This window comes from Fictibacillus arsenicus (assembly GCF_001642935.1).
Classification (GTDB): domain Bacteria; phylum Bacillota; class Bacilli; order Bacillales; family Fictibacillaceae; genus Fictibacillus; species Fictibacillus arsenicus_B.
In genome coordinates this window covers 663506-688462 of the sequence record NZ_CP016761.1, presented here as the reverse complement: position 1 = coordinate 688462, position 24957 = coordinate 663506, and the positions used below count along the sequence as shown (strand labels likewise).

Annotated in this window: 20 protein-coding genes; 6 read left to right on the top strand and 14 right to left on the bottom strand. The window is 40.7% G+C overall.

The features are described from left to right. Positions 1-176: 176 nt before the first annotated feature. The 6 genes from ABE41_RS03760 to hemE all read right to left on the bottom strand — a co-directional run bounded on the left by ABE41_RS03760 (position 177) and on the right by hemE (position 7828). Complete coding sequence (locus ABE41_RS03760) at positions 177-2315, bottom strand: YhgE/Pip domain-containing protein (RefSeq protein ID WP_066286641.1); 2139 nt, start codon at positions 2313-2315, stop codon at positions 177-179. A 158-nt stretch (positions 2316-2473) separates the two neighbouring features. Beyond that, a complete protein-coding gene (locus ABE41_RS03755) occupies positions 2474-3046 on the bottom strand; it encodes a TetR/AcrR family transcriptional regulator (RefSeq protein ID WP_066286639.1) in 573 nt (190 codons plus the stop codon). Continuing rightward, positions 3046-4323: an ATP-binding protein gene (locus ABE41_RS03750; RefSeq protein ID WP_066286636.1), complete on the bottom strand. Its 1278-nt coding sequence runs from the start codon at positions 4321-4323 to the stop codon at positions 3046-3048. The genes ABE41_RS03755 and ABE41_RS03750 overlap by 1 nt, the downstream gene beginning before the upstream one ends. Before the next feature lie 117 nt (positions 4324-4440). Then, a complete protein-coding gene (hemY, locus tag ABE41_RS03745; RefSeq protein ID WP_066286634.1) occupies positions 4441-5847 on the bottom strand; it encodes a protoporphyrinogen oxidase in 1407 nt (468 codons plus the stop codon). Positions 5848-5852: 5 nt separating this feature from the next. Further along, positions 5853-6794 carry a ferrochelatase gene (gene hemH / locus ABE41_RS03740; RefSeq protein WP_066286632.1) on the bottom strand — a complete coding sequence of 314 codons (942 nt, stop codon included), beginning with the start codon at positions 6792-6794 and terminating at the stop codon, positions 5853-5855. Between the two features lie 5 nt (positions 6795-6799). Continuing rightward, a complete protein-coding gene (gene hemE, locus ABE41_RS03735; protein WP_066294575.1) occupies positions 6800-7828 on the bottom strand; it encodes a uroporphyrinogen decarboxylase in 1029 nt (342 codons plus the stop codon). A 747-nt stretch (positions 7829-8575) separates the two neighbouring features. Here hemE and ABE41_RS03730 point away from each other — a divergent pair. Beyond that, on the top strand, positions 8576-11794 hold the full coding sequence (locus tag ABE41_RS03730; protein WP_066286631.1) for a M36 family metallopeptidase: 3219 nt from the start codon (positions 8576-8578) through the stop codon (positions 11792-11794). Positions 11795-12062: 268 nt separating this feature from the next. Here ABE41_RS03730 and ABE41_RS03725 read toward each other — a convergent pair whose 3' ends face one another. Continuing rightward, positions 12063-14285 carry a transglycosylase domain-containing protein gene (locus ABE41_RS03725; protein WP_066286630.1) on the bottom strand — a complete coding sequence of 741 codons (2223 nt, stop codon included), beginning with the start codon at positions 14283-14285 and terminating at the stop codon, positions 12063-12065. Positions 14286-14442: 157 nt separating this feature from the next. On the opposite strand from ABE41_RS03725, the gene ABE41_RS03720 reads away from it, so the two are divergent. Both ABE41_RS03720 and ABE41_RS03715 read left to right on the top strand, forming a co-directional pair. After that, entirely contained in the window at positions 14443-14934 is a 492-nt protein-coding gene (locus ABE41_RS03720) for an antibiotic biosynthesis monooxygenase family protein (protein WP_066286629.1), read from the top strand. Beyond that, positions 14931-15845, top strand: a complete 915-nt coding sequence (locus ABE41_RS03715; RefSeq protein ID WP_083207642.1) for a diacylglycerol/lipid kinase family protein — start codon at positions 14931-14933, stop codon at positions 15843-15845. The genes ABE41_RS03720 and ABE41_RS03715 overlap by 4 nt, the downstream gene beginning before the upstream one ends. Here the strand turns inward: ABE41_RS03715 and ABE41_RS03710 are convergent. Both ABE41_RS03710 and ABE41_RS03705 read right to left on the bottom strand, forming a co-directional pair. Next, on the bottom strand, positions 15823-16530 hold the full coding sequence (locus ABE41_RS03710) for a phosphatase PAP2 family protein (protein WP_066286625.1): 708 nt from the start codon (positions 16528-16530) through the stop codon (positions 15823-15825). The two genes, ABE41_RS03715 and ABE41_RS03710, sit on opposite strands and share 23 nt — an antisense overlap. Positions 16531-16816: 286 nt before the next feature. Next, positions 16817-17149, bottom strand: coding sequence for a DUF3243 domain-containing protein (locus tag ABE41_RS03705; RefSeq protein WP_066286623.1), 333 nt, complete (start codon positions 17147-17149; stop codon positions 16817-16819). A 204-nt stretch (positions 17150-17353) separates the two neighbouring features. Between ABE41_RS03705 and ABE41_RS03700 the strand changes: the two genes are divergently transcribed. After that, positions 17354-17785, top strand: a complete 432-nt coding sequence (locus ABE41_RS03700) for a ferritin-like domain-containing protein (protein WP_066286622.1) — start codon at positions 17354-17356, stop codon at positions 17783-17785. A 45-nt stretch (positions 17786-17830) separates the two neighbouring features. Here ABE41_RS03700 and ABE41_RS03695 read toward each other — a convergent pair whose 3' ends face one another. From ABE41_RS03695 to ABE41_RS03675, 5 genes are all read right to left on the bottom strand, one after another. Next, positions 17831-18577, bottom strand: coding sequence for an EcsC family protein (locus tag ABE41_RS03695; protein ID WP_066286621.1), 747 nt, complete (start codon positions 18575-18577; stop codon positions 17831-17833). A gap of 69 nt (positions 18578-18646) precedes the next feature. Continuing rightward, entirely contained in the window at positions 18647-20011 is a 1365-nt protein-coding gene (locus ABE41_RS03690; protein WP_066286620.1) for an FAD-binding oxidoreductase, read from the bottom strand. 87 nt (positions 20012-20098) lie between these two features. Beyond that, on the bottom strand, positions 20099-21316 hold the full coding sequence (locus tag ABE41_RS03685; RefSeq protein WP_066286618.1) for an ABC transporter permease: 1218 nt from the start codon (positions 21314-21316) through the stop codon (positions 20099-20101). Next, positions 21313-22056, bottom strand: coding sequence for an ABC transporter ATP-binding protein (locus tag ABE41_RS03680; protein WP_066286616.1), 744 nt, complete (start codon positions 22054-22056; stop codon positions 21313-21315). The genes ABE41_RS03685 and ABE41_RS03680 overlap by 4 nt, the downstream gene beginning before the upstream one ends. A gap of 69 nt (positions 22057-22125) precedes the next feature. Next, positions 22126-22656: a PCYCGC motif-containing (lipo)protein gene (locus ABE41_RS03675; protein WP_066286614.1), complete on the bottom strand. Its 531-nt coding sequence runs from the start codon at positions 22654-22656 to the stop codon at positions 22126-22128. Positions 22657-23280: 624 nt separating this feature from the next. Here ABE41_RS03675 and ABE41_RS03670 point away from each other — a divergent pair. Continuing rightward, complete coding sequence (locus ABE41_RS03670; RefSeq protein WP_253805429.1) at positions 23281-23709, top strand: HIT family protein; 429 nt, start codon at positions 23281-23283, stop codon at positions 23707-23709. An 82-nt stretch (positions 23710-23791) separates the two neighbouring features. Continuing rightward, complete coding sequence (gene serC / locus ABE41_RS03665; protein WP_066286612.1) at positions 23792-24871, top strand: phosphoserine transaminase; 1080 nt, start codon at positions 23792-23794, stop codon at positions 24869-24871. Positions 24872-24957: the final 86 nt, after the last annotated feature.

Genomic DNA, 24957 nt, shown 5'->3' with positions numbered 1-24957 from the left:
AACTAGAGACGATCATTCAGTTTTTCTTTGCAGAAGGCCTAATTGTGGACAGAAATCACTCCATTTAAATAACCGTTTAAATCCTAATGTCCTTCCCATTCCTAACAACCTACCTACACATGTATTCGTACAAAAAAACACTTGGATTTACGTCTCCAAGTGTTTTTCTTACAAACCTAAGCTGCAAGCTCATCTGTTTGTCTATTCTTTTTTCTAATATGAGCTGAAAAATAAGCCCATGTTCCCACCATGCATAGAACCATAAATCCTGCTAATACCCATACGTTGAAAATAAAACTGTTCATGTCTCCGCTTGAGATTACTGCTTTAAAGCCTGATACAGAGTAAGTCATCGGAAGCCATGTGTTGAAGATTTGCAGTCCGTCTGGGATAAGTTCCAGCGGGAATGTACCTGCACTCGTAGTCAGCTGAAGAATCAAAATAATAATCGCAGCAAATCGTCCAGGATCCCCTAAAACGGTTACGAGCAATTGAACAAGTGCTAAAAACGTAAGACTTGTGATTACGCTAAGTCCGATAAACGCAGACAGATCGCTTACTTCGATATTCAAACCGAATAGCAGCACTGCATCAGCAATCAATGCTTGAACAACACCAACTGCAGCTAAAAATGAAAACTTGCTCGCAAACCATCCAAAACCTGAACGCGGTTCTCCTGCTTTATCACGCAATGGGAACACAATCGACATCAATAATGCACCGACAAATAAACCTAACGATAAGAAATAAGGAGCAAAACCAGTCCCGTAGTTCGGTACATCAGAGAAGCTTTTTGTTTTTACCGAAACAGGGTTGGCGATTCGTTCAAACATTTCACTATCTGGATCAAGCTCGCCTGTTTTGTCTGTTGCTTCACTCAATTTAGAAGATAATTGCCCGCTGCCTTCAAGGAGTTTTTGTTCCCCCTCATGAATTTCGTTTACATGACCTGTTACCTCTTGCCAGCCTGAAGATACAGTTGCCGTTCCATCTACAATCTTGCCGCTAGCTGCAAGTAATTGTTGTGAGCCAGCCGCCGCTTCACCTAGTTTGGATTGAAATGTTTCCGTTCCTGCGTTTACTCTAGCCTGGCCTCTCGCAAGCTGGTCAACGCCATCCTCCAATTTCGACTGTCCATTATGCAGCTGTTCTGCCCCTTGTGCCACAGCGGTTTGTGAATCGCTTAATTTTTTGGCACCAGCTGATAGTTCATTGGCTCCCCCTGCAATTTTGCCGGATGCAGCCGTTAAGCCGTCCAGCCCATTATTCACACCACCGCTAATAGCGGCAAGTTGTTTTAATGCAGATGCTATTTCTTCATCAGACATGCTGCTTTGATTTTGAATTAAGTTGTTGATCTGTTGTTCAACCTGTTTTGAACCTGCAGCAGCCTTTTGAGCTCCTGCGTTCCATTCGTTCACAGAACTTGCTAAACTGCCAGCACCCGCTGAAAGCTTTTCAGCTCCGCCTTTTAAAGCAAAACTTCCTTCCTTAATCTTCTCAGAACCCGCTGTCGCTTGACTGAGTCCGCTTTTTAATGATTGTGCTCCTGTGTTGAGCTCTCCTGTACCAGCAGCTAACTTTTTATGTGCAGCAAGCAATTGATCCATGCCGCTCTCAAACTCCGTCATTTTAGAATTAAATAAAGCTGCCCCGCTTTCTAATTCTTTAATCTGAGGAGTTTTTTCAGTCATTCCCGCTGCAAGCTCACCACTTCCAGAAGACGCCTTTTTTAAGCCGACTGTCACTTGATTTGATCCATCAGCCGCTTGTTCCAAACCTCCAGCAAGCTGCTCAACCTGACCAAACATCACTTCAGCATACGTTTTTGTCAGCTCATTTGAGAGACTTTCCTTCATCTTATCAACAGCTGTACCTCCGATTTGCGCAGCAAGAAAGTTGAAACCGGCATTTGGTGTGTAGATGAGTTCCGGCTTATCTTTTTCATTTCCTGATAACGATGTCGCTTTCTCGGAAAAATTCTCAGGGATCTCGATCATCATGTAATAATCATTATTTTCAAGCCCTTGCCTAGCTTCATTCTCGCCGACGAACTTCCACTCAAACTGCGGCTTTTCTTTCAGCTTTCTTACAAACTCATCCCCTACATCAAGGTTGTCTCCGTTATATTCATAACCTTCATCAAGGTTAACGACTGCAACCGGCAGATCCTCCATCTGGTCATATGGATCCCAAAACGCCCATAAGAACATTCCGGTATACAGCACGGGTATAAAAAGAACCGCAAAGACTGGTATCGCTATCTTCTTGTTCGAAAATACCGCTTTAAACTGAGCACCTATACTCTTTAACAAATGATTTCACTCCTTATTAAATACCGGTTGACCATTTTAGTCATTCGGTCAATTTGCTATAAAAAAAAGACCTCGTTCAGCCTTCTTTCTTCTGAAAATGACCAAAATCGAATTCTGGTCACAAATAAATCTATCACGTTTTATTTATTTCTGCAACATCATACTTCTTTTCGAAGCCCATCCATAACGAACATTTCAAGAACTTCGAGCATCTTTTCTTTTTGGATCGCGGGATTATCCCTTTCCCAATCAAAAATAAGAGCCAGGTACAGTTTGACCATCATAAATGCCACGATATCTGTAGGACAGTCCTTGATTTCACCTTTTTCAATCGCTTTATCCAGTTCCCTTTGAACAAAACTCAGTACCGCTTTTTCGATTCTTTGCAGGGCATCCGTTACAGGTGATGTATTCATTTCTTTTACTTCCTGTGAAAGTTTTACAGCTAATTGATGCGTTTTTCGGAACTCAATCACTTCATATAAGGCATAATGCAGATTTTCATAAAATGGCCGGTCTTCTTTAATCGCCTTTGAAGCTGCAATCTTTGTTTCTTTTACTAGGTTCGTAATAATCTCAGAAAACAGCTCTTCTTTATTTGCGAAAAAAGTGTAGATGGTCCCTTTGCCTACATTCGCAATTTTCGCGATCTGGTCAACCGTACTCGCCTTATAGCCAAACATTGAAAAGGAACGTTCAGCTGCTTCTAATATGCTTTGTCTCCGATCCATTACATTACCACCTCTTTTTGCAGCTGATCAGAATTCGTACTTAACGGCAGAGTTAAAAGCACTCTAGTACCTTCATTCAACTCACTTTCATAGCGGAGTTTCCCGCTCATATCTTTAATCAGTTTAAAGGTTACCATCATACCTAAACCTGTCCCTTTTGCTTTCGTTGTATAAAACGGAAGACCAATCTGCTCAAGCTCTTTTTCAGTCATTCCTTTTCCATTATCCTCAATCGCAATAGTTATATATTTTTTGGTAACTTTATATTTATAGATATTGATAGTACCTGCATGATCAATTGCTTCAATTCCGTTCTTAATAATGTTTATGAGTCCTTGTTTGAGTTTCGGTTCGTCTGTACAGATCAAGTATGATCCAATCTCTCTTAAAGACACTTCCACATTGTGTATTGATCCATACGGAGCGGTAATTGAAACTACATCAATTAAAATGGTTTCGACATCGATACTTTCCAGTTTGGGAATATCGGGTTTCACCATTGATAAGTAATCTGTAATGATTTTATTCGTCCGGTCCAGCTCCTCAATTAGTAACGGGGAATGCTCTTTCAATTTTTCATCACTTGTTGTACTTCCCAAAAACTGAATCATACCTCGGATGGTTGTCATCGGATTTCTGACTTCATGTGCGATCGCTGCTGCCATTTGGCCAGCAACCGCTAATTTATCCAGATAAACCGTTTCTTTTAATTGCATATTGATCTTAACAAGCCTCTCGATAAGAAAAATACAAGAAAAGAAAGCGATAAGAAAACTTGAAAAATAAACAAGATAAAAATCGATTGTTAAAAATTCCAGATACGAGTGGATGAACAAGATATAAAATAAAGTATAGATAACAGCTATATAGATCGCTGAAACCCACCTGCGTTTATCTTCGTCAAAGAATCCTTGATAAATTAATGCAACCACATAAGCTAGCAAAGTTAATACGACACCGAGCCATGCAAAGTCCCCGCCCATACCGCTTCTTGCAACTATAACAAACAAAGAACAGATGGCTCCGGGCAGCCAGCCAGCATAAAGGGTCACTATCATAATAGGTACATTTCTGAGGTCAAAAAAAGAATCTTTAAGCGTTTCAATCGGGAACATCATACAAACGAGAGCGCCTATTCCGCTTATTACCCCAAAAATAACCTTGTTTTTCAAGCTTGGTATTACACCTGGGTGAAGAGGGAAGAACATATTCAAGAGGTGAGTAAACGAGAAAACGATTGCAATATTAACGAATAATGGTTCAATAAATGCTTGCATGATGCTCCCCCTTCCCTTTTTTCTTTCTTCAGTATAGCAGAATCATTCTACAAGAAAATAAGAAAAACGACAAACTTATCCATTTGCCGTTTAACAAAGATTATAGAATTTGTTCTTTTATTTGGTAAAAAGAGATTCAACAGCTCTTTTTGCTGAATTCACACAATCCGGAAGTCCCACACCATCATACGGAGCACCTGCAAGAAGTACACCTGGGAGCTCTTTTTCAAATGTCCCTCTAAGCTGTTTCACGTATTCTTTATGCCCCACTTCGTACTGCGGCATCGAATCGATCATACGGGAAACATAATATTTTTCAGGCTTTTCAACTACACCCATTATCTTTTTAAGATCATCCAAAACTTTGTTCAAAATCACTTCATCTGACTCATGAACGATTCCCTGGTCATCAGCCCGGCCAACATAGCATCTTAGAAGTACCTTACCTTTAGGTGTCGTATGCGGCCATTTGCGGCTTGTCCAAGTACATGCTGTGATAGAAGTTTTCTCGCTTTTTGCGATAACAAATCCGGTACCATCTAATGAAAATGATACTTCATCTTCATTAAATTCCATCGCAACTGTTGCAACAGATGTAGGTTTCGTTTTATGAAAATCTGCCGGAAACAGCTTTTCGTTAAATAATTTTTTCGTGACTGCATAAGGCGTGGTTACGATCACGTGGTCAGCAGCTAAAATTGACCCATCTTCCATTTTAACAGAGTAAGTCCCGTCTTCTAAACGCTCTACAGATTCAGCTTTCACACCTGTTTTTATATGTTCTTCAGGGAGAGATGCTTTAAGAGCTGATACAAAAGAGGACAGCCCGTTTTTAAATGTTAAGAATGCGCCTTTTTTCTTTTCCGTTTTCTGAGTTTTCACAAGCTTTGGCTGTGATTTTTTCATGCCAACAATTAAACTTCTATGCTTTTTTTCTGTTTCAACAAATTGAGGAAAAGTAGACTGCAAGCTTAATTGATCGATCTTACCAGCATAGATTCCTGACAGCAATGGTTCGATCAGACGGTCTACTACTTCATCACCAAGACGTCTTCTAAAAAAGTGCCCCACCGATATATCTTTACTAGAATCTGAACGCTTAGGAAGGACAAGGTCAAAAACTGCTCTCGTTTTTCCAAAAATTGAAAAGAGCGGAGTGAATACAAACGGCATTACTTTTGTCGGAACACCCATTACCGCTCCCTCCGGAATAGGATGCAATCTCATATTATGCAAAATATAAGCTTGTCCTGTTTCATTGGAAACCAGTTCTTTTTCAAGACCAACCTCTTTAGCCAGTTCGGTCATTACCGTTTTTCGAGCCAGATAGGAATCCGGCCCCCGCTCGATTACAAATCCATTTTCCTTGATCGTTTCAATCTTTCCGCCAAGCCTGCTGCTGCTTTCAAGCAATGTAAATGTTACAAGCTTCCCTGTTTCTTTTGCATACTTTTGCACATAAAAGGCAGCGGCTAAACCTGTAATGCCGCCGCCTAAAATGATCACGTGCTTTCGCTCGCTCATCTGATTCACATTCTTTCTTTTGCTAGTGCTTTTTCAACTGTTGTTGCCAGACAGTCAATAAATTCAGGTTTTGCATTTGGCATTTCAGGTCGGTAATAGTTAACGCCTAATTCGTCCGTTACTACTTTGCACTCATAGTCATTGTCATACAGAACCTCTAAGTGATCTGCAACAAATCCTACAGGGCAATAGATGAAATGCTTGTAGCCTTGTTCATTGTAAAGGTCACGTGTAAGATCCTGAACATCTGGTCCAATCCATGGCTCCGGCGTATTTCCTGCACTTTGCCATCCGATTGTATAATGGGGAACGCTGGCTTCTTTCGCGATCAAATCAGCTGTTTCCTGCAATTGAACCGGGTAGGGATCTCCCATTTGTAAAATTTTCTCTGGAAGACTGTGTGCAGAAAAGATAACAACCGTTTTGTCATGTTCGCCTTCAGGAATGTTATTAAACGTTCGTTTAATTCCTTCTGCCCAGTATTGAATATACTTAGGCTCGTCATACCAGCTGTCAATTGTAACAAAATCAGGACCGCCGATTTTCGCTGACTCTTCTACTGCACGTCCGTTGTAAGATTTAACACTGAACGTAGAATAATGCGGAGCAAGTACAAGAGTTACAGCCTCCTCGATACCATTTTCTTTCATCTGCTGAACAGCATCTTCAATGAAAGGATCGATATGCTTCAAACCTAGGTAGCTTTTAAACTCCTGGTCTGGATAACGGCGATTCATTTCTTCTTCTAGTTTTTGTGCCTGATCTTCCGTAATTTTTGCTAATGGAGATATTCCGCCGATCTGCTCGTATCTTTCCGTCAGTTCCTGAAGCTGTTCAGGGGAAGGTTTGCGGCCTCGTCTAATGTGTGTGTAATAGCTCTCAACTTCATCCAGGCTTCTTGGGGTTCCATATGCCATTACGAGTATTCCGGTTTTCTTCTTTGTCACTTTAATCACCCTAGTTTTTTAGACGTGTATTCATGGACAAAGGTGGTTAATTGTTTCAATGTTGCGATGTTGACCTCAGGGAAAATACCTTTACCTACATTAAAGATAAATCCTGGCTCTTCCATACCTTCATCCAAAATTTCTTTCGTTCTTGCTTCGATAACTTCCCAAGGAGCAAGCAGAAGTGAAGGATCCAAGTTTCCTTGCAGCGCCTTCGTAACACCCATCTGACGCGCTTCTCTTGGTGACAATCTCCAGTCAAGTCCAATAACATCGATAGGAAGTTCGTTCCACTCCATCACGAGATGCCGTGCGCCTGTTCCGTAAAGGATCAATGGAACACCTTCTCTGCGAAGTTCTGAGAAGATTCGCTCCATAACAGGCATAATATACTTTGCGTAATCCTGTTGATTTAAAGCTCCCACCCAAGAATCAAAAATTTGAAAAGCTTGAGCTCCGGCTTTAATCTGAGCTTTTGCATAAGCGATCGTCATGTCTCCAAGCTTGTCCATCAGCATGAACCAGCTCTCTGGATCAGAGAACATAAGCTGCTTTGTTTTATGGTAATCACGTGAAGGACCCCCTTCAACCATATAGCTTGCAAGCGTAAATGGAGCACCTGCAAAAGTTATGAGGGGAACTTCCAATTGCTGACGCAAAATTTTAATCGTTTCAAGTACATATGGAACATCCTTCTCAGGGTTGATCGTTCCAAGTCTTTCAACAGCCTCGCGTGTTCTTACAGGATTATCAATAACAGGTCCAACACCTGGCTTGATCTCTACATCTACCCCGATTGCAGGAACTGGCGACATAATATCTTTGTAAAGAATCGCTGCATCAACACCGTGCTGATCAACCGGCAGCTTTGTAACGCCTGCGCACATCTCAGGTCTGTGAGTGATATCAAACAGTGAATACTTCTCCTTCAATTTACGGTACTCAGGCTGAGAACGGCCCGCCTGTCTCATGTACCATACAGGAATATGTGAATTTTTCTCCTTACGACACGCCTTTAAAAACTCTTCATTCATTGTCAAAACGTACACACCTTTCTATCAAGACCAAAAGCTGCAGCACTATTGTTATCTCCTAGCTGCTGAAACTTAAAACCTTTAAACGTCAATATCCATACACATTGTAAGGGAATTCATAATAAAAGTATAGGCTGAAAGCTCAATTGTCATCATTTTGGCAAATTGCCATTGTCACCCGGTGGTTTATCCTTGATAAAGGAACCTCTTAACCTGTGAACTAGGCATAATTAAAAAATTCAGCTCTTTTCACAAGGTTGTTTTCGCAAACTTTGTTGCTCTTGTAAGTAGTTGATTTCCGCTCCAGGTTGCTTCGCTTTCCGCGGGGCGTGCGGTGAGCCTTCTCGACGCTATGCGCATTTAGGAGTCTCACATTCAAAGGAGCTTATGTGCTCCTACGTCTACAAGCAAATTCGACGAAGGATGTTCCTCGTCGCATGCCTTGCAAGAAGTATATTCAGGTGGCTGGCACGCAGGAGTCTCGCACCTTGAACTCCAATCAACTTGTCAAATGAAGAGATTGGACATACGAAAGCAACAAACTTTTAGAAAAGACCCTTTCACAAAATCTCACACCCGCTGTCTATCCTCTTCCTCTATTACCTTAGTTGTATGCCAGCACTATTACTTCAGGCTAAAAATTTTAAGATAAAGCACTATCTTTCAGGAATTCCATTGACTCATTTTGAGGACAATTGTTTAATGACTGTAATAAAAGTCAGAAAATTCCGTTAAGGGGTGTGTACAATGTCTATCAACAAAAAAACAATTACCGGCTCAGCCGTATGTTCTGCTTTACTTTTATCACAGTTATTCCCAGCCAGTGATCTCCCCGTGAATGCTCTTTCATCAAATGAACTGACCAACGAACATAATCACGAGAATTTTGATATCCGTAAAAATTTATCTGCAGTACTTCCTGATCATTCACAAATAGAAGCAGCAAATTCATTTATTCAAGAAACAGGCACCGGAACAAAAATCTCCTGGAATTCAACTTTTGGCACACCTTCTTTTATCTCAAAAAACAAAGGATACTTAACTCCTCCATCCAGTTATAACAGTGAGACTATTGCTCGAAACTGGCTCAAAGAGAATTCACAAATGTTCGGACTCTCTTCCAATCAAGCAGACTCCCTTTCAGTTATAAAGAACCATTCTATTCCTGGCAGCGGTCTTCAAACGGTTGTTTTTCAGCAAACTTTCTCTGGGATTGAATCCGCAAACGGCGGACGGATCATAATTTCTGTCAATAAAGATGGACGTATTCTTTCTGTTGCATCAAATGCTTCAAATGCGTCAGAAATGGATGAAGCACATACACTCTCAAGCAAAGATGCACTTCTGTCTGTAGTTAAGGAACATCTTCCTGAATTAAATTATACGCCTGTTTTAAACGGGTCAAATAAAGGCTGGGAAGAATATGCTGGCGGCGATACCCTTCCAACTGTTCAGCGCGTTAAAAAATCAGCGTTTGTCACATCCGATGGTGTAAGACCTGCCTACCGTGTACTTTTTATTGAAAAACTGAACAAAGGTAAAGAAGTTGTTGTTGACGGAGTAACAGGTAAAACTCTTTTTGAACGATCACTTGTTCAAAACCTTGATCCTGAAGGCTTAATTTTTGAAAATTATCCCGGTTCCCCGACAGGCGGCACACAGGTTGTGAAATCCTTAAAAGGTGACCCAGAAGCTTCTCCGCAAGGATGGCTGCTGCCTGCAAATGATGCTGGCGTTACAACACTTGGAAATAATGCGGACACGTATGCAAACTGGAGTAATTTCCTCGTCCCAGAAGGAGCTGGGCTTGTCAGACCAGTAAACCCCCTCGGGCAATTTAAATATCCGTTTAAAAACGCCTGGAACAAAACTGAAGGACAAACCGTTCCCCCATCTTATGCAGAAGATGTAAACAGTGCAGCAACGAATTTGTTCTATCATCACAACTTGTTTCACGATTATTTTTATAAGCTGGGATGGACAGAATCTGCAGGTAATCTTCAAGCGGCGAATTTCGGAAAAGGCGGTATGGAAGGTGACCCTATCCTCGGTCTTGTTCAAGCAGGCGCAACATCAGGAGGAGAACCGACATATACGGGCCGTGACAACGCCTATATGCTTACACTTCCCGATGGTATTCCTGCGTGGAGCGGTATGTTTTTATGGGAGCCGATTAAAGGGGCTTTTGAAGGCGAATATACAGACGGTGATTTTGATGCCGGAATTATATATCACGAATACAGCCATGCTCTCTCCAACCGTTATGTAGCAGGAGGCGAATCTCTGAACAGCCATCAAGCAGGATCCATGGGTGAAGCTTGGGGGGACTGGTTCGGCATGCACTATCTTGTTAAAAAGGGTCTACAAAAAAACCCTGTTGTCGGGGCATATGTAACGGGGAATCAGGAACGTGGGATCCGAAGCTGGGCACTCGATGACGCTCCTCTACAGTTTGGTGACGTTGGGTTTGATATCGTTGGTCCTGAAGTCCACGCTGATGGTGAGATTTGGGCGGCTATTCTTTGGCATGTTAGAGAAAGTTTAATAGCTGAGCTAGGAAAAGAAGAAGGTGAATCTGTCGCAGAACATATCGTCATGGATGCAATGCCAATCTCTGCTCCTGATCCGTCAATGGATGATATGCGAACAGCCATCCTTGCAGCTGACCAAGACAGATACGGCGGAGATCATTATGATCTTTTATGGAAAGCTTTTGCCCAAAGAGGTCTTGGAGCTTCAGCTAAATCTTTATCTGGTGATGATACTGATCCCGTACCATCGTATGACCACCCTGTTTCAGGACAAAATGGTATGCTTGCCGGAAAGATTATAAATTCTTCAACAAAAAAACCAGTAAAAGATGCAAAGATTATTATTGGACAATATGAAGCCCGTACTAGTCCTGTAGCTTTATCAAGTGATACAGGCGGGTTCAGCATGCCTATCGTCTCGGGAACCTATGACATTACCATTCAGGCTCGCGGCTTCGGTTCAACAACATTTAAAAATGTAGCTATTACAGCTGGTGAGATTGAGTCATTAGATGTGAAACTATCACCTAACCTTGCTTCTGCAGCAAACGGAGCTGAAGTAGTATCGGTATCTGATGAAACAGAAACACATCCTGTGAAAAATGCTCTGGATGATACAGAAGCCACCGTGTATGCTTCACAAACAAAAGAAGAAGGTTTTACGGGATCTGAGTTTGTTGTAGATCTTGCAGGAGACAAACCAGCCACCGTTTCAAGTGTCCAAGTAAGTGCATTTAAAGACATTGCAAAAGCACGTTTTTCAGCATTAAAAGACTTTACCGTCCAAACATCGCTTGACGGTGAAAACTGGACTGCTGTTAAAGACGGTGCATTCAACGCTGGAAAGCCTCGTCCTGCAACACCTGACCTGCATTATAAAACGTTCGATTTGGCTGAACCGGTAAAAGCAAACTTTATTAAGTTCATTGCTAATAATGCTCAAGATAATTCTCTCGGCCATGTTCAGGTTGCCGAAGTTCAAGTTTTTGCAGAACGGTCATCAAAAGTTAAGGCATTGCCTCCTGTTGTTACAGAACCATTTAAAAGTGAAGGGGTAATCCAGGCAGGCAACCCGGCAACAGGAATCGGAAGCTTAGCTGACTTGGACGCGACAGGAAGTGTAACACAGAACGAATTCGTTTCGACCCAAAACCCTGAACCGGCATCACAAGGTGTAGATGGATATGTAGTAAGTCTTCCTGAACAATATCGTGATGGATTGCATAACTTATCTGTCACAGGTCCTGATGATGGGGCACATGATCTTGATGTTTATTTCTATGATTCATCATTCAATCTGATCGGCAGCATCGCAACAGCGGGGGCGAATGAGACAGGAATTGTCCCTGGTGGTACATCTTATATCTATGTAGGTCTGTATTCCGGTGCAAATGTTCCATTTACACTAGATGTGAAAAGTCCATTTGCGAATTAAATGAAAATACAGTGTGAAAGATGGGCTTCGTACCCATCTTTTTTGTTCGTTTAACAGTTTATGAGCATCACACGGTCCCTGATTAATACGTAGTAAGCTTAATCGCACGTTATTTTCATTAATCGTACATTATTTTTAAAAATCGCACGTTAGCGTGATAGAATCGCACGGTATTTTAATTAAAAACGATTTCCGTCAACTTTCGACAAACGTCCCCTTAATAAAAACTGCAAAAAAAGAAGATGGCACAAAAGCCATCTCCCTTAACTCAATCATCATTCTTCTTTTTCTTCTTGTCTTTCTTCTTTCCATTATTTCCGCGGCTCTCTTTTTTATCATCGTCATCATCACCAAAGCTCGGAAAAAATGAGATCGAAACTGTATTTGAAGGGTGTCCCTCTTCTTTTGTAAGAGGGTTATATGGAACGACATAAAAGTCAGGCAGTGTGAACAAATGCTTGCCTGAAGCAACATATTCTCCCTTTCCTTTTACCGTTTCCAATTTTGTGGATTCCCCATCATTTACAGCATATATTTTATATTGAAGACGCTTGTCCTTAGAAGGTGTCCATTTTAGCTTGACTGATGGCATACCATAGTCACCCATACCAAAATCTGCAGAAAGATCACCAATCACTATCATTTCGATCGGAGGTTCTAAATCCTTCACTCCATCAGGCTTTTTAAACGCTAAACCCTGTTGTGAAGGCATCTCGTTAATCACTTGTTTAAAAAGAAGGGTTGGCTGTGCACTTCCGCTGTTTAAATAGGATTCTTTTGTCGTTTTATCATATCCCACCCAAACTGCACCGACCACTTGAGGGGTAAACCCAACAAACCAAGTATCTTTATTTCCTTTATCCACGTTCGGATAATTGGTCGTTCCAGTTTTCCCCGCAATCTCCATATTTTCCGGACCATCTGAACCTGTTCCGTTCTTTACAACCAGCTGCAGCATGCGTGTCATATTCCATGCATTCTGCTTCGTCCAGACTTTCTTTTCCTCACGTTTTGCCTTGCCGATCAGCTCGCCTTCATGATTGTAGATTTTGCTGATCACAAAAGGTTCGACGGTCTTTCCTTCATGAAGGAAACTTCTATAGCCCTTAACCATCTGCAAAGGACTTACACCATGATCGATTCCGCCAAGCGCAATGCCGAGTCCTTTATCTTCAATCGGCATCCCGAGATCTTCTAAATACTCTTTGGAATAGGTAATACCTATCTCATTCAAAAGCCATACAGCTGATGAATTAATAGAGTGTGTGATCGCATCCACCATCGATACTTTCCCTTCGTATCTGCCGTTATAGTTCTTCGGCTCATATCCGTTATAGCTCATTTCCTCATCCAGCAGCATGGAATACGGCTTATATTTTTCCGATTCCAAAGCAGGACCATACACGGATAATGGTTTAAAGGTGGACCCTGGCTGCCGGTTTACCTCAACACGGTTCAGCCCTTCTGTCACATAGTTCCGTCCGCCCTGAACAGCGAGCAGTCCCCCTGTCTGGCTGTCCATGAGAACCATTGCTCCTTCAGGTTTTTCCTTTCCGGTCCCGATAAAATACTTTCCTTCTTGAAAGCTTTTATAAACAGAATTTTGTGCCGCAGGATCCATTGGCACGACTATCTTATATCCGCCCTGCCTCAATTCTTCTCTCGATATATGGTACTTCTCTCTCGCTTCTTTAATAACCATGTCAATATAAGTAGAATAAGCCGGATTTCGTTCTTCCTGAGTAAAGTTTACGGCGATCGTCTGGCCCTGTGCTCTTACCGTTTCATTCGGAGATAAATAGTTTTGCTTCTCCATAAGCGTCAGCACTAGATCACGGCGTTCCTTTGCAGCCTCCGGATGTTTAATCGGCGAGTAATGGCCTGGAGCTTTCGGAAGACCCGCAAGCATTGCACCCTCTGCAACAGTAAGCTCACTTACATCTTTATTAAAATACGTTTTTGCAGCAAGCTGAATGCCGTATGCCCCATGTCCAAAATAAATTTGGTTCAGGTACATCTCCAAAATCTTGTTTTTTGAATATCTTCGTTCAAGATTAATAGCGATAACCGCTTCTTTCGTCTTGCGGAGCCAGGATTTTTCATGTGATAAGAAAACATTCTTAGCCAGCTGCTGCGTGATCGTGCTTCCGCCTTCCACCTTGCTTCCAGCTAGAATATCTTTATAAACGGCACGTGAAATCGCTTTTGCATCAATTCCGTTATGTTTATAAAAACGAGAGTCCTCTACTGCTACAAAAGCTTCCTGAACATGGTCAGGAATATCTGTAATATCAACAATTTCCCTGTTCTCATCATATATTTTTGTGATTCTTTCACCTTTTTCGTTCACCAAAAACGTCGCCGAATCCATCACAAGGTCTTTTTCATCAATCACATAGTCTCCCGCCATAATGATAAAAAGATAGGCAAAAAATCCGATGATCAACGAACCAACTAAAATACCAAGTGCGACAAGACTTTTCTTCACCATAATCAAACCTCATTTCTTTCTAGGTCGAAAAGTACATTTTATATAATTTTCCCTCAGATGGAAAGTATATTACAAGCAGTAAGATTCTTACACTGTTTAACCCGCATGTGGGTTGGGTAAAACAAAGATAAATCGATTAAAAGGCAGGGATTAGCAAATGAAGACATATATCACGTACGGAACTACTGACTATTTATCCAGCCATCAAGAAAAATACAACCAGGCGCTCCTGCTAGAAGGTGATTCAAACTCCGCACTCGTTTATGAAACAGATGGAGAGAATCCTTTTACTGAAAAACATGAATATGATGTGATCAACCAGAGAGGTTCTTTATCAGGTGCAGGCTTTGTCGTTATGAATCACGTTCCTGTTACAGAAGATGGCCGGAGTCTTTTTGAAGAGCGCTTTCAAAATCGTGCAGGGCTTGTTGAGAGTGAACCTGGATTCATTGGAATTCGTGTACTTCGCCCGCTTCACCAAGACCCATATATTATTATGACTCTATGGAATTCGCATGCTGATTTCATTAATTGGCAGCAATCTAAAGCATATGAAGAAGCTCATAAGGACAGAGGCACGTCTAAAGGACTTCCTGAAACTCTTTTCTCTGGTAAGTCATTTGTCAAAGAATACATGGTCGTTCAATGAGTATGAATGCATCAGAACTAAAACGTGTTTCTGTTATCTTAAATCCTAAAGCGGGACAGGGACGCCTTCTCAACAATTGGAACGAAGTCATTACAGAATTGAAGAATGGTTTTAATGATGTACAAGTATACGAAACAACAGCCCCTGGGGAAGGCGCATCTTTTGTAGAGCAGCTCCATTCAAATTCAGATGTGATCCTTGCAGCAGGCGGAGACGGAACGGTACATGAAATTGCAGAGGCATTATTATCAATAAAAGAAAGAAAACCTGCATTCGGTATTTTGCCTGGAGGAACCTGCAATGATTTTTCCAGGGCTCTAGGCATGAACCAAAATCCTGTGAAAGCAGCCGAACAGCTGAGCCAGAAAAATATCCGGCATATTGATATAGGAGAATTCGACGGACATTTCTTCACGAATTTTTGGGGAGTCGGATTAATTACACATGTTTCAGAATCAATAGACCCTGATACTAAAGAAAGATTCGGAAGACTGTCGTATTATTTATCTGCGGCAAAATCAATGCAAACGTGGGAACCTTTTGAGATCTCGGTTCAATCTGAGGAGTTTCAGTTCGAAGGGAAAGCAGCCATGTTTTTAGCCGTAAACGGACCTTTCACAGGCGGGATCAGACCTTTCTTTCCAGATACTGATATTCAAGATGGCAAACTGGATTGTTTGCTCATCGAAGAACCATCTATTTCGTTTATTTGGAATGTTCTGCAGAACCGGCTTACCGACACATCCTATGAGGGACAGGGCTATCACTATTTCCAAAGTTCAGAAATCCAAATAAAAACCGCTCCCCAACAGTTAATTGACTGTGATGGAGAACGGGAACAAAAAACACCTTCTGTCGTTACATGCATGAAGCAGTATCTATCAGCACTTACTGGGGATGTTTCCTTTTAAAAAAAGGAAGCGTCTTTTTTTTGTATGCCCTAATAGACTCACGGCCGCCGATACATAAAAGCAGCCAGACAGTACCTGCAGAAAAGCCAGCCAGCACATCAGATGGATAGTGGACTCCTAAGTAGATACGGCTGAATCCGATCAGCAAGATCAAAGTGATAAAACCTATCCCCAACAACAGTTTGAGTGATCTTCCCCTCTGGCTTCTTATTACTAAGTAGCCTAAGAATCCATAATAAATTAAACTTCCCATTGAATGACCGCTAGGGTAGCTAAATCCCTGTTCAACTATTAGGCTGTTTTCCGGTCGAACCCTTCCAAACCAATGTTTAAGACCAAGATTTAAAAGACCGCCTCCTGCAACTGCAATGATATAAAAAATTGCTCCCCAATAATTTTTGCGTTTCACGATCAGCCAAACCAGACTCCCTATCAATAGAAGTGTAAGAACCGTTGTACCACCTAAAAAGGTAATAAATTTCATGATGTCTGTTAACGATTCGGTTCGAATATTCGATACATATTGTATGATAACTTGGTCAAACCGAAAACGTTCCTGTTCCATCAGATCTTCAGACAGCTCAAAGAATATATTTAACGAGAAAAATGAGAGCATTAAACCAGCTAATATATAGATGACAGGTAGTATTGGAAAAGGTAATTTTGCTGCTAAGTCGCGTAACATAAAATCTCCTCATTTGTAATAAATATATACCTCAAGTTTTCACTTTTTGAACAAGTGTTAAACACCTTTAATCAGCAGACTGTACACTATTGAGGTTATGCCTCTTTTTATTTAATCCAATTTAGATAACGTCCATTATTATAAAATAGTAGGTTATTAAATAAACTCTATTAAATAGCTAAATTTGGACGATATTTATTTATTTTTTATTTTGTGAAAATAAAAAATTAGGGGCTGCTAAAAGCAAGTTTACCTTGCTTTTGGGACAGCCCCTTGGTCATACATTCTATTTAACAAGTTTCACTAGCATATGAGCCAGCTTATGGCGCTCTTCTTGTTCTCCAACTTTCCATAATTCTTTTAAGAGGTTTTCTTCAGAGTTGCGAGGCTCCTCGTGTGCAGCGAGGTAATCAGCAACTTTTTCTGCCGTTTTTGCAAGTGTTTCCTCACTCATCCCCATCTTCTCGCCGACTTCAACTTTGCTGTGAAGATAGCTTTTGAACTCTTCAAAGTTAGACAAGATTTCGTCTTTTTTGCTTTCGCTCATACGGTTTGCTGTGTCCTCAACCTTGCTCACGTCTACATCACGTTCTTTGTCCACCATGTGTTTGCTTTCCATTTTTGTTACCTCCTTAAAAGTGTATGTGTATGACCTTTGTTTAACGATTGTGCTAGGCCAGTTATCCTTTTACCTTTTTTTCCACAACTTAAACTTATTTATACAGTTTGTTTTATTTGAGTTTTTCTATCCATACTTCCGGTTTACTATAGTTAGAAAAAGGGAAGGATACTTTTATAGAACAAGATTCAGGAGGTTATACAAATGGAAAAAGACTTACAAGCACTAATTGATGGACTAAACGAGGATCTTGCAAACGAGTACTCAGCAATCATTATGTACAACCATAATGCAGCTACTGTATCCGGATTGTACCGTCAGATCTTAAAACCTTTCTTCCAAGGTGAAATTACTGATGAGCAGGGACATGCACTTTATTTAGCAGAAAAGATTAAGACATTAGGTGGAACACCTACTACTCAGCCGAAACCTGTTAAACAAGTAGAAAGTGTTCGTGAAATGCTGGAAGAAGCACGTAATGCCGAGGAAGATACAATCAGACGTTATGAAGAGCGCAAAGAACAAGCTTCTAACCTTAAGCTGACTGAGCTAGTAGTTCAGCTGGAAGATATGATTGCTGATGAAACAAAACATAAGGAAGAAATGGATCGTCTCTTAAGCGATAGCCGCTTCTAAACAAACTAAAAATTAAAAGGGCCAGCTAAAAATTTTAGCTGGCCTTTAACTTTCTCTATTTTGTTCCATTAAAACACGCCATCTAAAACAATTTTGAGCTACTTCCCCGAGATCCTCTAAGAAATGATAATTGGCATATGCTCCAACGATCGCTCCAAGACCTGGCACCATCTGAAGCATCTTAATTAGATCAATATGGTCCCGATAGTCTTGCTGCAATTCTTGCCAGTTCATATTTTCAATCGCTCCCGGATGTTCAGGAAATTCGTGAATCGTTTCTTTCCAAAAGACCACCTTTTCAAACGCTTCTTTCCTTTTATGAGGATCAGAAAAAGCAAGACGGAACACATGAAGTATGAAAATTCGTTCTTTGTAATCTTTTACATCCAATCCATAAATGCTTGCGGCTTCAAAAAGAAACTTCATTTTTATTCCCAACAGCAAAGGAAAATCCGCAAGACCCAGCAATATTCCCCCTGCTCCTGTTCCTGCACCTTCTACAGCAGCTGTTTTTTTATAAAATGCGAGACGTTCCTTAAGCTTTTCGTCTCTTTCACGAAGTTCTGCTTCGAGCTGAGTCGTCCGTTTTGTCGTATATTCTGAGCCGACTAAAGTGGCTTTTATCATGTGTTTCATACTTGCTGTAATAACATCATGCACCTTTTGAGGAATCTTCTCATTAATTTTAGTTTGTATGGATTTCGTTGCTTTGTTCCAAAGCGAAGGTCGCTTCGTCATTTCAATCTCCCAATTCTTGAGTTCTTCAAAAATCATTTTTTCATACGTGTTCATCTTACTCCTCCTCTCCAAAACAATACGTTTAATAACTCCTTATGTTTCAAAAAGAGGCGTTCAGAAACACTATCTTCTCGCCGTCGGAATACCTAATGGAAAACGAAAAAGGTTTTCAGGATCATATTTTGTTTTTACTTCAATCAGTCTTGGCAGATTTTTAAAATAGCATTGTTCCAGCCAATTATCTATACAGTTGTCATGAAAGTTCACATAAGCTCCATCTGCGTGTGGCAATAAGCAATCCCTTAGCCCTTCTACCCATCTTGTATTGGCACAAGCCTCCCACTCATTTTCCCATTTTGTGATATATTGCAAATTGAACAGTGCTTTTCGGTGTACATAGGCAGTCTCACGCGATCTAACTTCACTGACTCTACCAGATAATGCCTGAAGCTCTACTAAATTCTCAGAACTTGGAGCGTTAGATAAAAAATTTTTTAATATTTTAATGGCTTTTGGCGGCAGTAATTCTCTGGCAAAAGCACCAGTATTCTTAAATGGATGGGCATCTGGATCACCATGGCTTACTGAATATTCCTCCATGCCCGGTATCATGCCGCCAAACATTTTGACAGCATCAATATACGGAACATTGTTAACTTCTATTTTTTTCGGAGGATAAGCCTTGATTAAAGTTGTTATAAGCCGCCATAGTTCAGAAGCCTTTCCATAAAATTCACCGAGAGCTCTTATTTCCCCTTTTTCTTTCGTTAGTAGATCCAGGATTGAAGTTAATCTTATATCGGTAAAAGGAGCCCATTTCTGCCAAGCTTCTACAACCCGATCGAATCCCTTCCAGTCCCATACAATGTTAAAAGTAGCCACTCGGTCTACAGGAATCACGTTAAACAAAAAGGATGTAACTACACCAAAATTACCCCCTCCACCTCCTCTTGAAGCCCAAAACAAATCCGCGTTCTGTTCACTGTTTGCAACGATGATATTCCCTTTAGCGTCTACCATCTCTAATTCTATTAACTGGTCAATGAGCATACCAAATGGACGTGTAAGCATTCCCCATCCTCCGCCAAGTGTCAGACCGGACAAGCCTACAGAAGGACAAGTTCCTCCTGGAATCGTATAACCTTTTTCATACAATTTTTCATACAGCGGAAATAAAAGAGATCCAGCTCCCAGCCTAGCGGTTCTCGTGTTATGATTCACTTTTATCTTGTTGATCTCACTGATATCAATAACCAGTCCATTATTTAATGATGAATATGCTTCATAGCTGTGCCTGCCAGTACGAATCCTAAATTTTACATTATTCTTCCTGGCCCAGCATACCGCATTTGATACATCTTCAGCTGTTTTGCAAAAATTAATAACGCTCGGAAAAAGGTCATAGTGCGTATTAAATTCTTCCCTTGCAAGATCGTATTCCGGATCATCAGGTATAACGATTCTACCTGTCAGCCTGCATTTCCCCATCACTAGGTCTCCCTCCATAATACTGCTTAACGTAACATATGAAAGAAGCCCAATTGTTGTTAAAAAAAATCTTCCTAACCTTTATGGTTAGGAAGATAGTGTTATATGTTTCTTTGTCAGGGATGGCAGACGAAACAGGCTGTACACGATTGCCGTTGCAGGCATCAATAGTGCAATCACCCAGTCTCCTGTTAGAATTCCGTAAAACACACCATACAATACTCCTTGCAGGATCAATAGACCTCGCAGCCATTTAATAAATGCCGTGATTTTCACACGAGGCTCGATCGGGTAGATGTTATATATTACATTCCATTTATACTGTGTGTAGAGTGTAAACAATTGCAGTGCGAGCATCTGAAAAAACAATAGAACGATCGCCAGCTGCCACCATCCAGGGGGAACCAGATAAAGAAAGAGAAAGCCGATTAAGACCAGCCTTATGTACAAGCCTAAGTAATCACCAGAACGAGTAAATGTTTTCATAAAAAGTGCCGGCATCATATTTTTCTTTTCAAATGAAAAAGTACTAAGCTTATTCAGCAAAGGTCTTTTATGAACAGTTTGTTTCAGTGCAGGAACATCTGTAAAGTAATTTACTAAACGGTATCCCTTCATCTTAAGCGTCTGTTCTTCCGCTAAAAGCATTTCCCATTGATAACCGTGCATCTTCTTAAATACTTCGAACACAAAGTTCTTTAAAACATACATAATAGCAAACATGGCAATCAAGAAGACATAAGCTTCGTTAAACAGAAGATATACATAAACAAAATTCACGATAAATCTCATGATCTTATAGTTTAATTGATGGCTTTTATACGGCAGCCTTCTTTCTTCCCACGCAACATATAAATTAAATACTTTCGCAGCTATTAAAAAGAAAGCAAATGTGATATACATTTTCCAGCCATCTGTAATGAATACCTGGACAATCGGCCACGTTAGTGTAAATACAAAAAGAGTTATAAACGAACCGCTCGCAATCGCAGAAGATAAACTCTTCGAAAAATAATGCTTCATCCCAGATTCAACTGGCAGTAAAAAAACAAGATCTCCCTCTTTTAACAAAGTCCTGATCGCACTTTTCGTCAGCAAGAACGAAAACAGCAACGTCAAAATAAGCACGGCAGGAAAATCCTGTGGTAGTGCTTTAAGAAGCTTTGCATAATAAATACTGCCCACAATGATAAGTAAAATTAATGAAACAATGAGTCCGCTGTTTGCCATTAAACTGAAATATTTTAACGTTTGAGTTAAATGAGCGTTGCGTCGTTTGCGCCATAATTTTTCAACATCGATCATGTTACTTTACCTCGAGCTACATATAGGTAAATCTCATCAAGGGTAGCATCGATCAAACCGCTTCTTTCTCTCAATTCCTCTAAAGTCCCGCTTAATACTAACCTGCCCTCATGCATGATCAAGAAACGGTCACAGTACCTCTCAGCAGTAGACAAAATATGCGTGGACATTAACACTCCCGCACCGCTATTTTTAAACGTAACCATGTATTCGAGGAAAGATTGTATACCTAGTGGATCCAGCCCTACGAATGGCTCGTCTACAATATACAGCTTTGGTTCTACTAAAAGGGCGCAAAGGATCATAACCTTTTGCTTCATCCCTTTGGAAAATTGGTTCGGAAACCATTTAATCTTATTATCCATACGAAATTCTTCAAGCAAAGGCCTTACTCTTGCTAAAAACGTCTGTTCTTCGAGACCATAAGCCATAGCCGTTAACTCAAGATGCTCCCATAATGTAAGCTCTTCATAAAGGATAGGAATCTCTGGGATATAAGTAAACTGGCTGCGGTAAATTTCCGGTTCATCCCGGAAGGTTTGCCCTGAAATCTTCGAGTTGCCAGACATAGGTTCCATCAGTCCGAGAACATGTTTAATCGTCGTACTTTTCCCAGCCCCGTTTAATCCGATCAGCCCTACAATTTCACTTTCTTTTACAGAAAAATCCAGGTTATGGATGACAGGCTGGTTCGGCATATAACCGCCCGATAAGTCACTGACTTCTAGGATAGGTTTCATTTATTACCCTCCTTTTTCTTTGGTTTATCTTTACCCACCTATTATTTACCATATTTTTAGTTTTACCCTTTATGAAGCAGGCATTGGTGTTGGTGTAGGCTCCGCATAACCTTCTTTATACTTCTCATCAATCATTTTCCTGATTTCAAGCGTGCTTTTGCCTTCTGCAGACTCACTCATACTGATCGCTGCAATTTCAAGGCAAGTACCGCATTTTGTTCCATGATCATCCCATACGATTTTTCCATCTTCTTTATTATCAGCTACAAAGCAATCATAATTGTTTTTATGCCCCGCAGAATCCCCGCAGCCGCAATAACAAGGCATTGATTCCAGCACTTCTTTAAACTTCGGTGCAGCAGCATAAATCGCTGAAATCTCTTTTGGCTGTTTATCTAAAAATGCAGGCATAATGTCAATGGAAGCTGTTAATTGTTGAATATCACCATTAGCAAGATGCTTTTCATGTCCGCTTTCTTCATGTTTTTGCTGTGATTGTCCTTGATGATTCTTATGCTCTTCTTCTTTCTCATTTCCGCACCCTGAGATGAGTACACCAGCAGCAAGAGTCATCGTCATTACTAGTTGTCTTCTTTTCACAGAGGACCCTCCTCTTGTTCTTTCTTACCTAATAATAGCTCAATTCAAGCCCTTTTTTCCAATTTTATATGTATAACAAGTAAGACAGTATGGACAAAATAGTAGTGAAGAAGGTATCCCCCCTTCTTCAGGGAGAAAGATACAACGGTTCAGATTTTTATGTTTTATGCTTTTCATTTAAGGAGATGGTTCTCTTGGACTATTCAGTGCTTGAGCAATTGCAGATTCTTATTATTGAGGTGTATGGCTAAAAAATCTTATTGCTTTGTTTTCATGTTCTCCTTTCTTCTCTAACCTCTATAAGAAGGAGAGTTCTATTTTTTAATAGGACTCTTCTTCTTTATTTTTGGTGTTTAAATTTTATGCTATTAGAAGCTGTTGATTTCCGTTCCAGGATGCTCGCTTTCCGCGGGGCGTGCGGTGAGCCTCCCTATCGCTTCGCGCTGTCGGGGTCTCACCTGTCCCGCTGATCCCGCAGGAGTCTCGCACCTTGCACTCCAATCAACTTGTCAATGAAGTCTCTTCACAAAAAACAATCAAAAAACACAAAACATTTAGAAAACAGCCTTATTTTTATCGTCGTTAATGTGTGTTATGATAAGTAAAAAAAATGAGGTGAGCCGCTTGTCCCACGATTCAAACTGCATTTTTTGTAAAATTGTTTCAGGTGAAATTCCTTCCTACAAAGTGTATGAAGATGAAAATGTTCTTGCCTTTTTAGACATCAGCCAGGTTACAAAAGGACATACTCTGATCATTCCAAAGGAACATTCGAAAGATGTTTTTGAGCTGTCTGAAGAAACAGCAGCTAAGCTTTTTTCTGCTGTGCCAAAAATCGCTTCAAGCATTAAACAAACGTTTAACCCGATCGGATTGAATCTTTTAAACAACAACGGCGAAGCTGCCGGCCAGTCTGTCTTCCATTACCACATGCATTTTATACCGCGATATGGTTCTGGCGACGGTTTTGGTGCAGTCTGGAAAACGCAGGAGCTCCCTGCCGATGAAATGGCTGAGATCGCTCAAAACATTAAAGAAAACGTCAAGAACTAACACTACATAGTAAAACTGCCTATCTTTATTCGGGCAGTTTTTTCATATTCAAGAGCAGCACATCATCAGAGGAGGAGAAGAAATGGAACGCATTTATTTTCAAGCAGGACCTACTACTTTGCCTAAAGAGGTTATGAATCGTGCCAAGTCAGAGTGGGATGACTTTAAGGAAACAGGGTTAAATATCATGGAACACAGCCATAGAGGGACAACTTATGAAGAAATTCATGAACAGGCTAAGACCCTTATGCGAAAATTGTTAGATATCCCACAAACACATGATGTTTTATTTTTACAAGGCGGAGCAAGTCTCCAGTTTGCCATGCTCCCAATGAATTTACTCAGTCCCGGTAAAACCGCTAAATACGTATTAACAGGATCATGGTCAGAAAAAGCGTTTAAAGAAGCAGCTAAAATCGGTCCAAGTGAAGCAGTCGTCTCAGGGAAAGACACAAAATACCGGACGCTCCCAGAAATGAATTATGAACCAAGCGATCAAGACGCTTATCTGCACATCACCTCTAACAACACGATCTTTGGTACTCAATGGCCTGACTTGGATGCATTTTCTCATCCGAATCTCGTTGCCGACATGTCGAGTGACATAATGAGCAAGCCTTTTAATGTTTCTAACTATGCTCTGATATATGCAGGCGCCCAAAAAAACCTCGGTCCAGCTGGTGTTACAGCTGTTATTATCCGAAAAGATCTATTGAAAGAAAACGAATCGCTCCCTTCTATCCTGTCGTATCAGGTACATGCTAAAAACAGGTCTCTTTATAACACACCGCCAGTATACTCAATTTACCTGCTTAATCTTGTTCTGCAATGGATCGAAGAACAAGGCGGTGTGAAAGAATTGGAAGTTAAGAATAAAAAGAAAGCAGAGATAATCTATAATGCGATTGACAGCAGCGATGGCTTTTATAAGGGTTATGCGACGCCAGAGTCACGCTCACATATGAATATCACCTTCACATTAAGTGATCCCGAACTAGAAAAACGTTTTATAAAAGAAAGTGAAGAAAGCGGTATTTTCGGATTAAAGGGCCATCGTTCAGTCGGTGGTTTCAGAGCTTCGATCTATAACGCTGTACCAGAAAAATCATGCCAAAAACTTGCCGAATTCATGCTTCACTTTCAGGGAAAATACGGTAAATAAGTATATTATCTTTAATAATTTCAATATCTTTGGTACAGTAGAGGTACTTTCGCAATGGGCCACGAGGGCACTATTGGAAAGAAATT

Bases quoted from the DNA above. Each gene is read 5' to 3' on its own strand.
- serC (WP_066286612.1), top strand. From the start codon at position 23,792: ATGGAACGCATTTATTTTCAAGCAGGACCTACTACTTTGCCTAAAGAG.
- ABE41_RS03730 (WP_066286631.1), top strand. From the start codon at position 8,576: ATGTCTATCAACAAAAAAACAATTACCGGCTCAGCCGTATGTTCTGCT.
- hemE (WP_066294575.1), bottom strand. From the start codon at position 7,828: ATGAATGAAGAGTTTTTAAAGGCGTGTCGTAAGGAGAAAAATTCACAT.
- ABE41_RS03705 (WP_066286623.1), bottom strand. From the start codon at position 17,149: ATGGAAAGCAAACACATGGTGGACAAAGAACGTGATGTAGACGTGAGC.
- ABE41_RS03755 (WP_066286639.1), bottom strand. From the start codon at position 3,046: ATGGATCGGAGACAAAGCATATTAGAAGCAGCTGAACGTTCCTTTTCA.
- ABE41_RS03680 (WP_066286616.1), bottom strand. From the start codon at position 22,056: ATGAAACCTATCCTAGAAGTCAGTGACTTATCGGGCGGTTATATGCCG.
- ABE41_RS03710 (WP_066286625.1), bottom strand. From the start codon at position 16,530: ATGTTACGCGACTTAGCAGCAAAATTACCTTTTCCAATACTACCTGTC.
- ABE41_RS03720 (WP_066286629.1), top strand. From the start codon at position 14,443: ATGAAGACATATATCACGTACGGAACTACTGACTATTTATCCAGCCAT.
- ABE41_RS03685 (WP_066286618.1), bottom strand. From the start codon at position 21,316: ATGATCGATGTTGAAAAATTATGGCGCAAACGACGCAACGCTCATTTA.
- ABE41_RS03695 (WP_066286621.1), bottom strand. From the start codon at position 18,577: ATGAACACGTATGAAAAAATGATTTTTGAAGAACTCAAGAATTGGGAG.
- ABE41_RS03715 (WP_083207642.1), top strand. From the start codon at position 14,931: ATGAGTATGAATGCATCAGAACTAAAACGTGTTTCTGTTATCTTAAAT.
- ABE41_RS03690 (WP_066286620.1), bottom strand. From the start codon at position 20,011: ATGGGGAAATGCAGGCTGACAGGTAGAATCGTTATACCTGATGATCCG.
- ABE41_RS03750 (WP_066286636.1), bottom strand. From the start codon at position 4,323: ATGCAAGCATTTATTGAACCATTATTCGTTAATATTGCAATCGTTTTC.
- ABE41_RS03700 (WP_066286622.1), top strand. From the start codon at position 17,354: ATGGAAAAAGACTTACAAGCACTAATTGATGGACTAAACGAGGATCTT.
- ABE41_RS03725 (WP_066286630.1), bottom strand. From the start codon at position 14,285: ATGGTGAAGAAAAGTCTTGTCGCACTTGGTATTTTAGTTGGTTCGTTG.
- hemY (WP_066286634.1), bottom strand. From the start codon at position 5,847: ATGAGCGAGCGAAAGCACGTGATCATTTTAGGCGGCGGCATTACAGGT.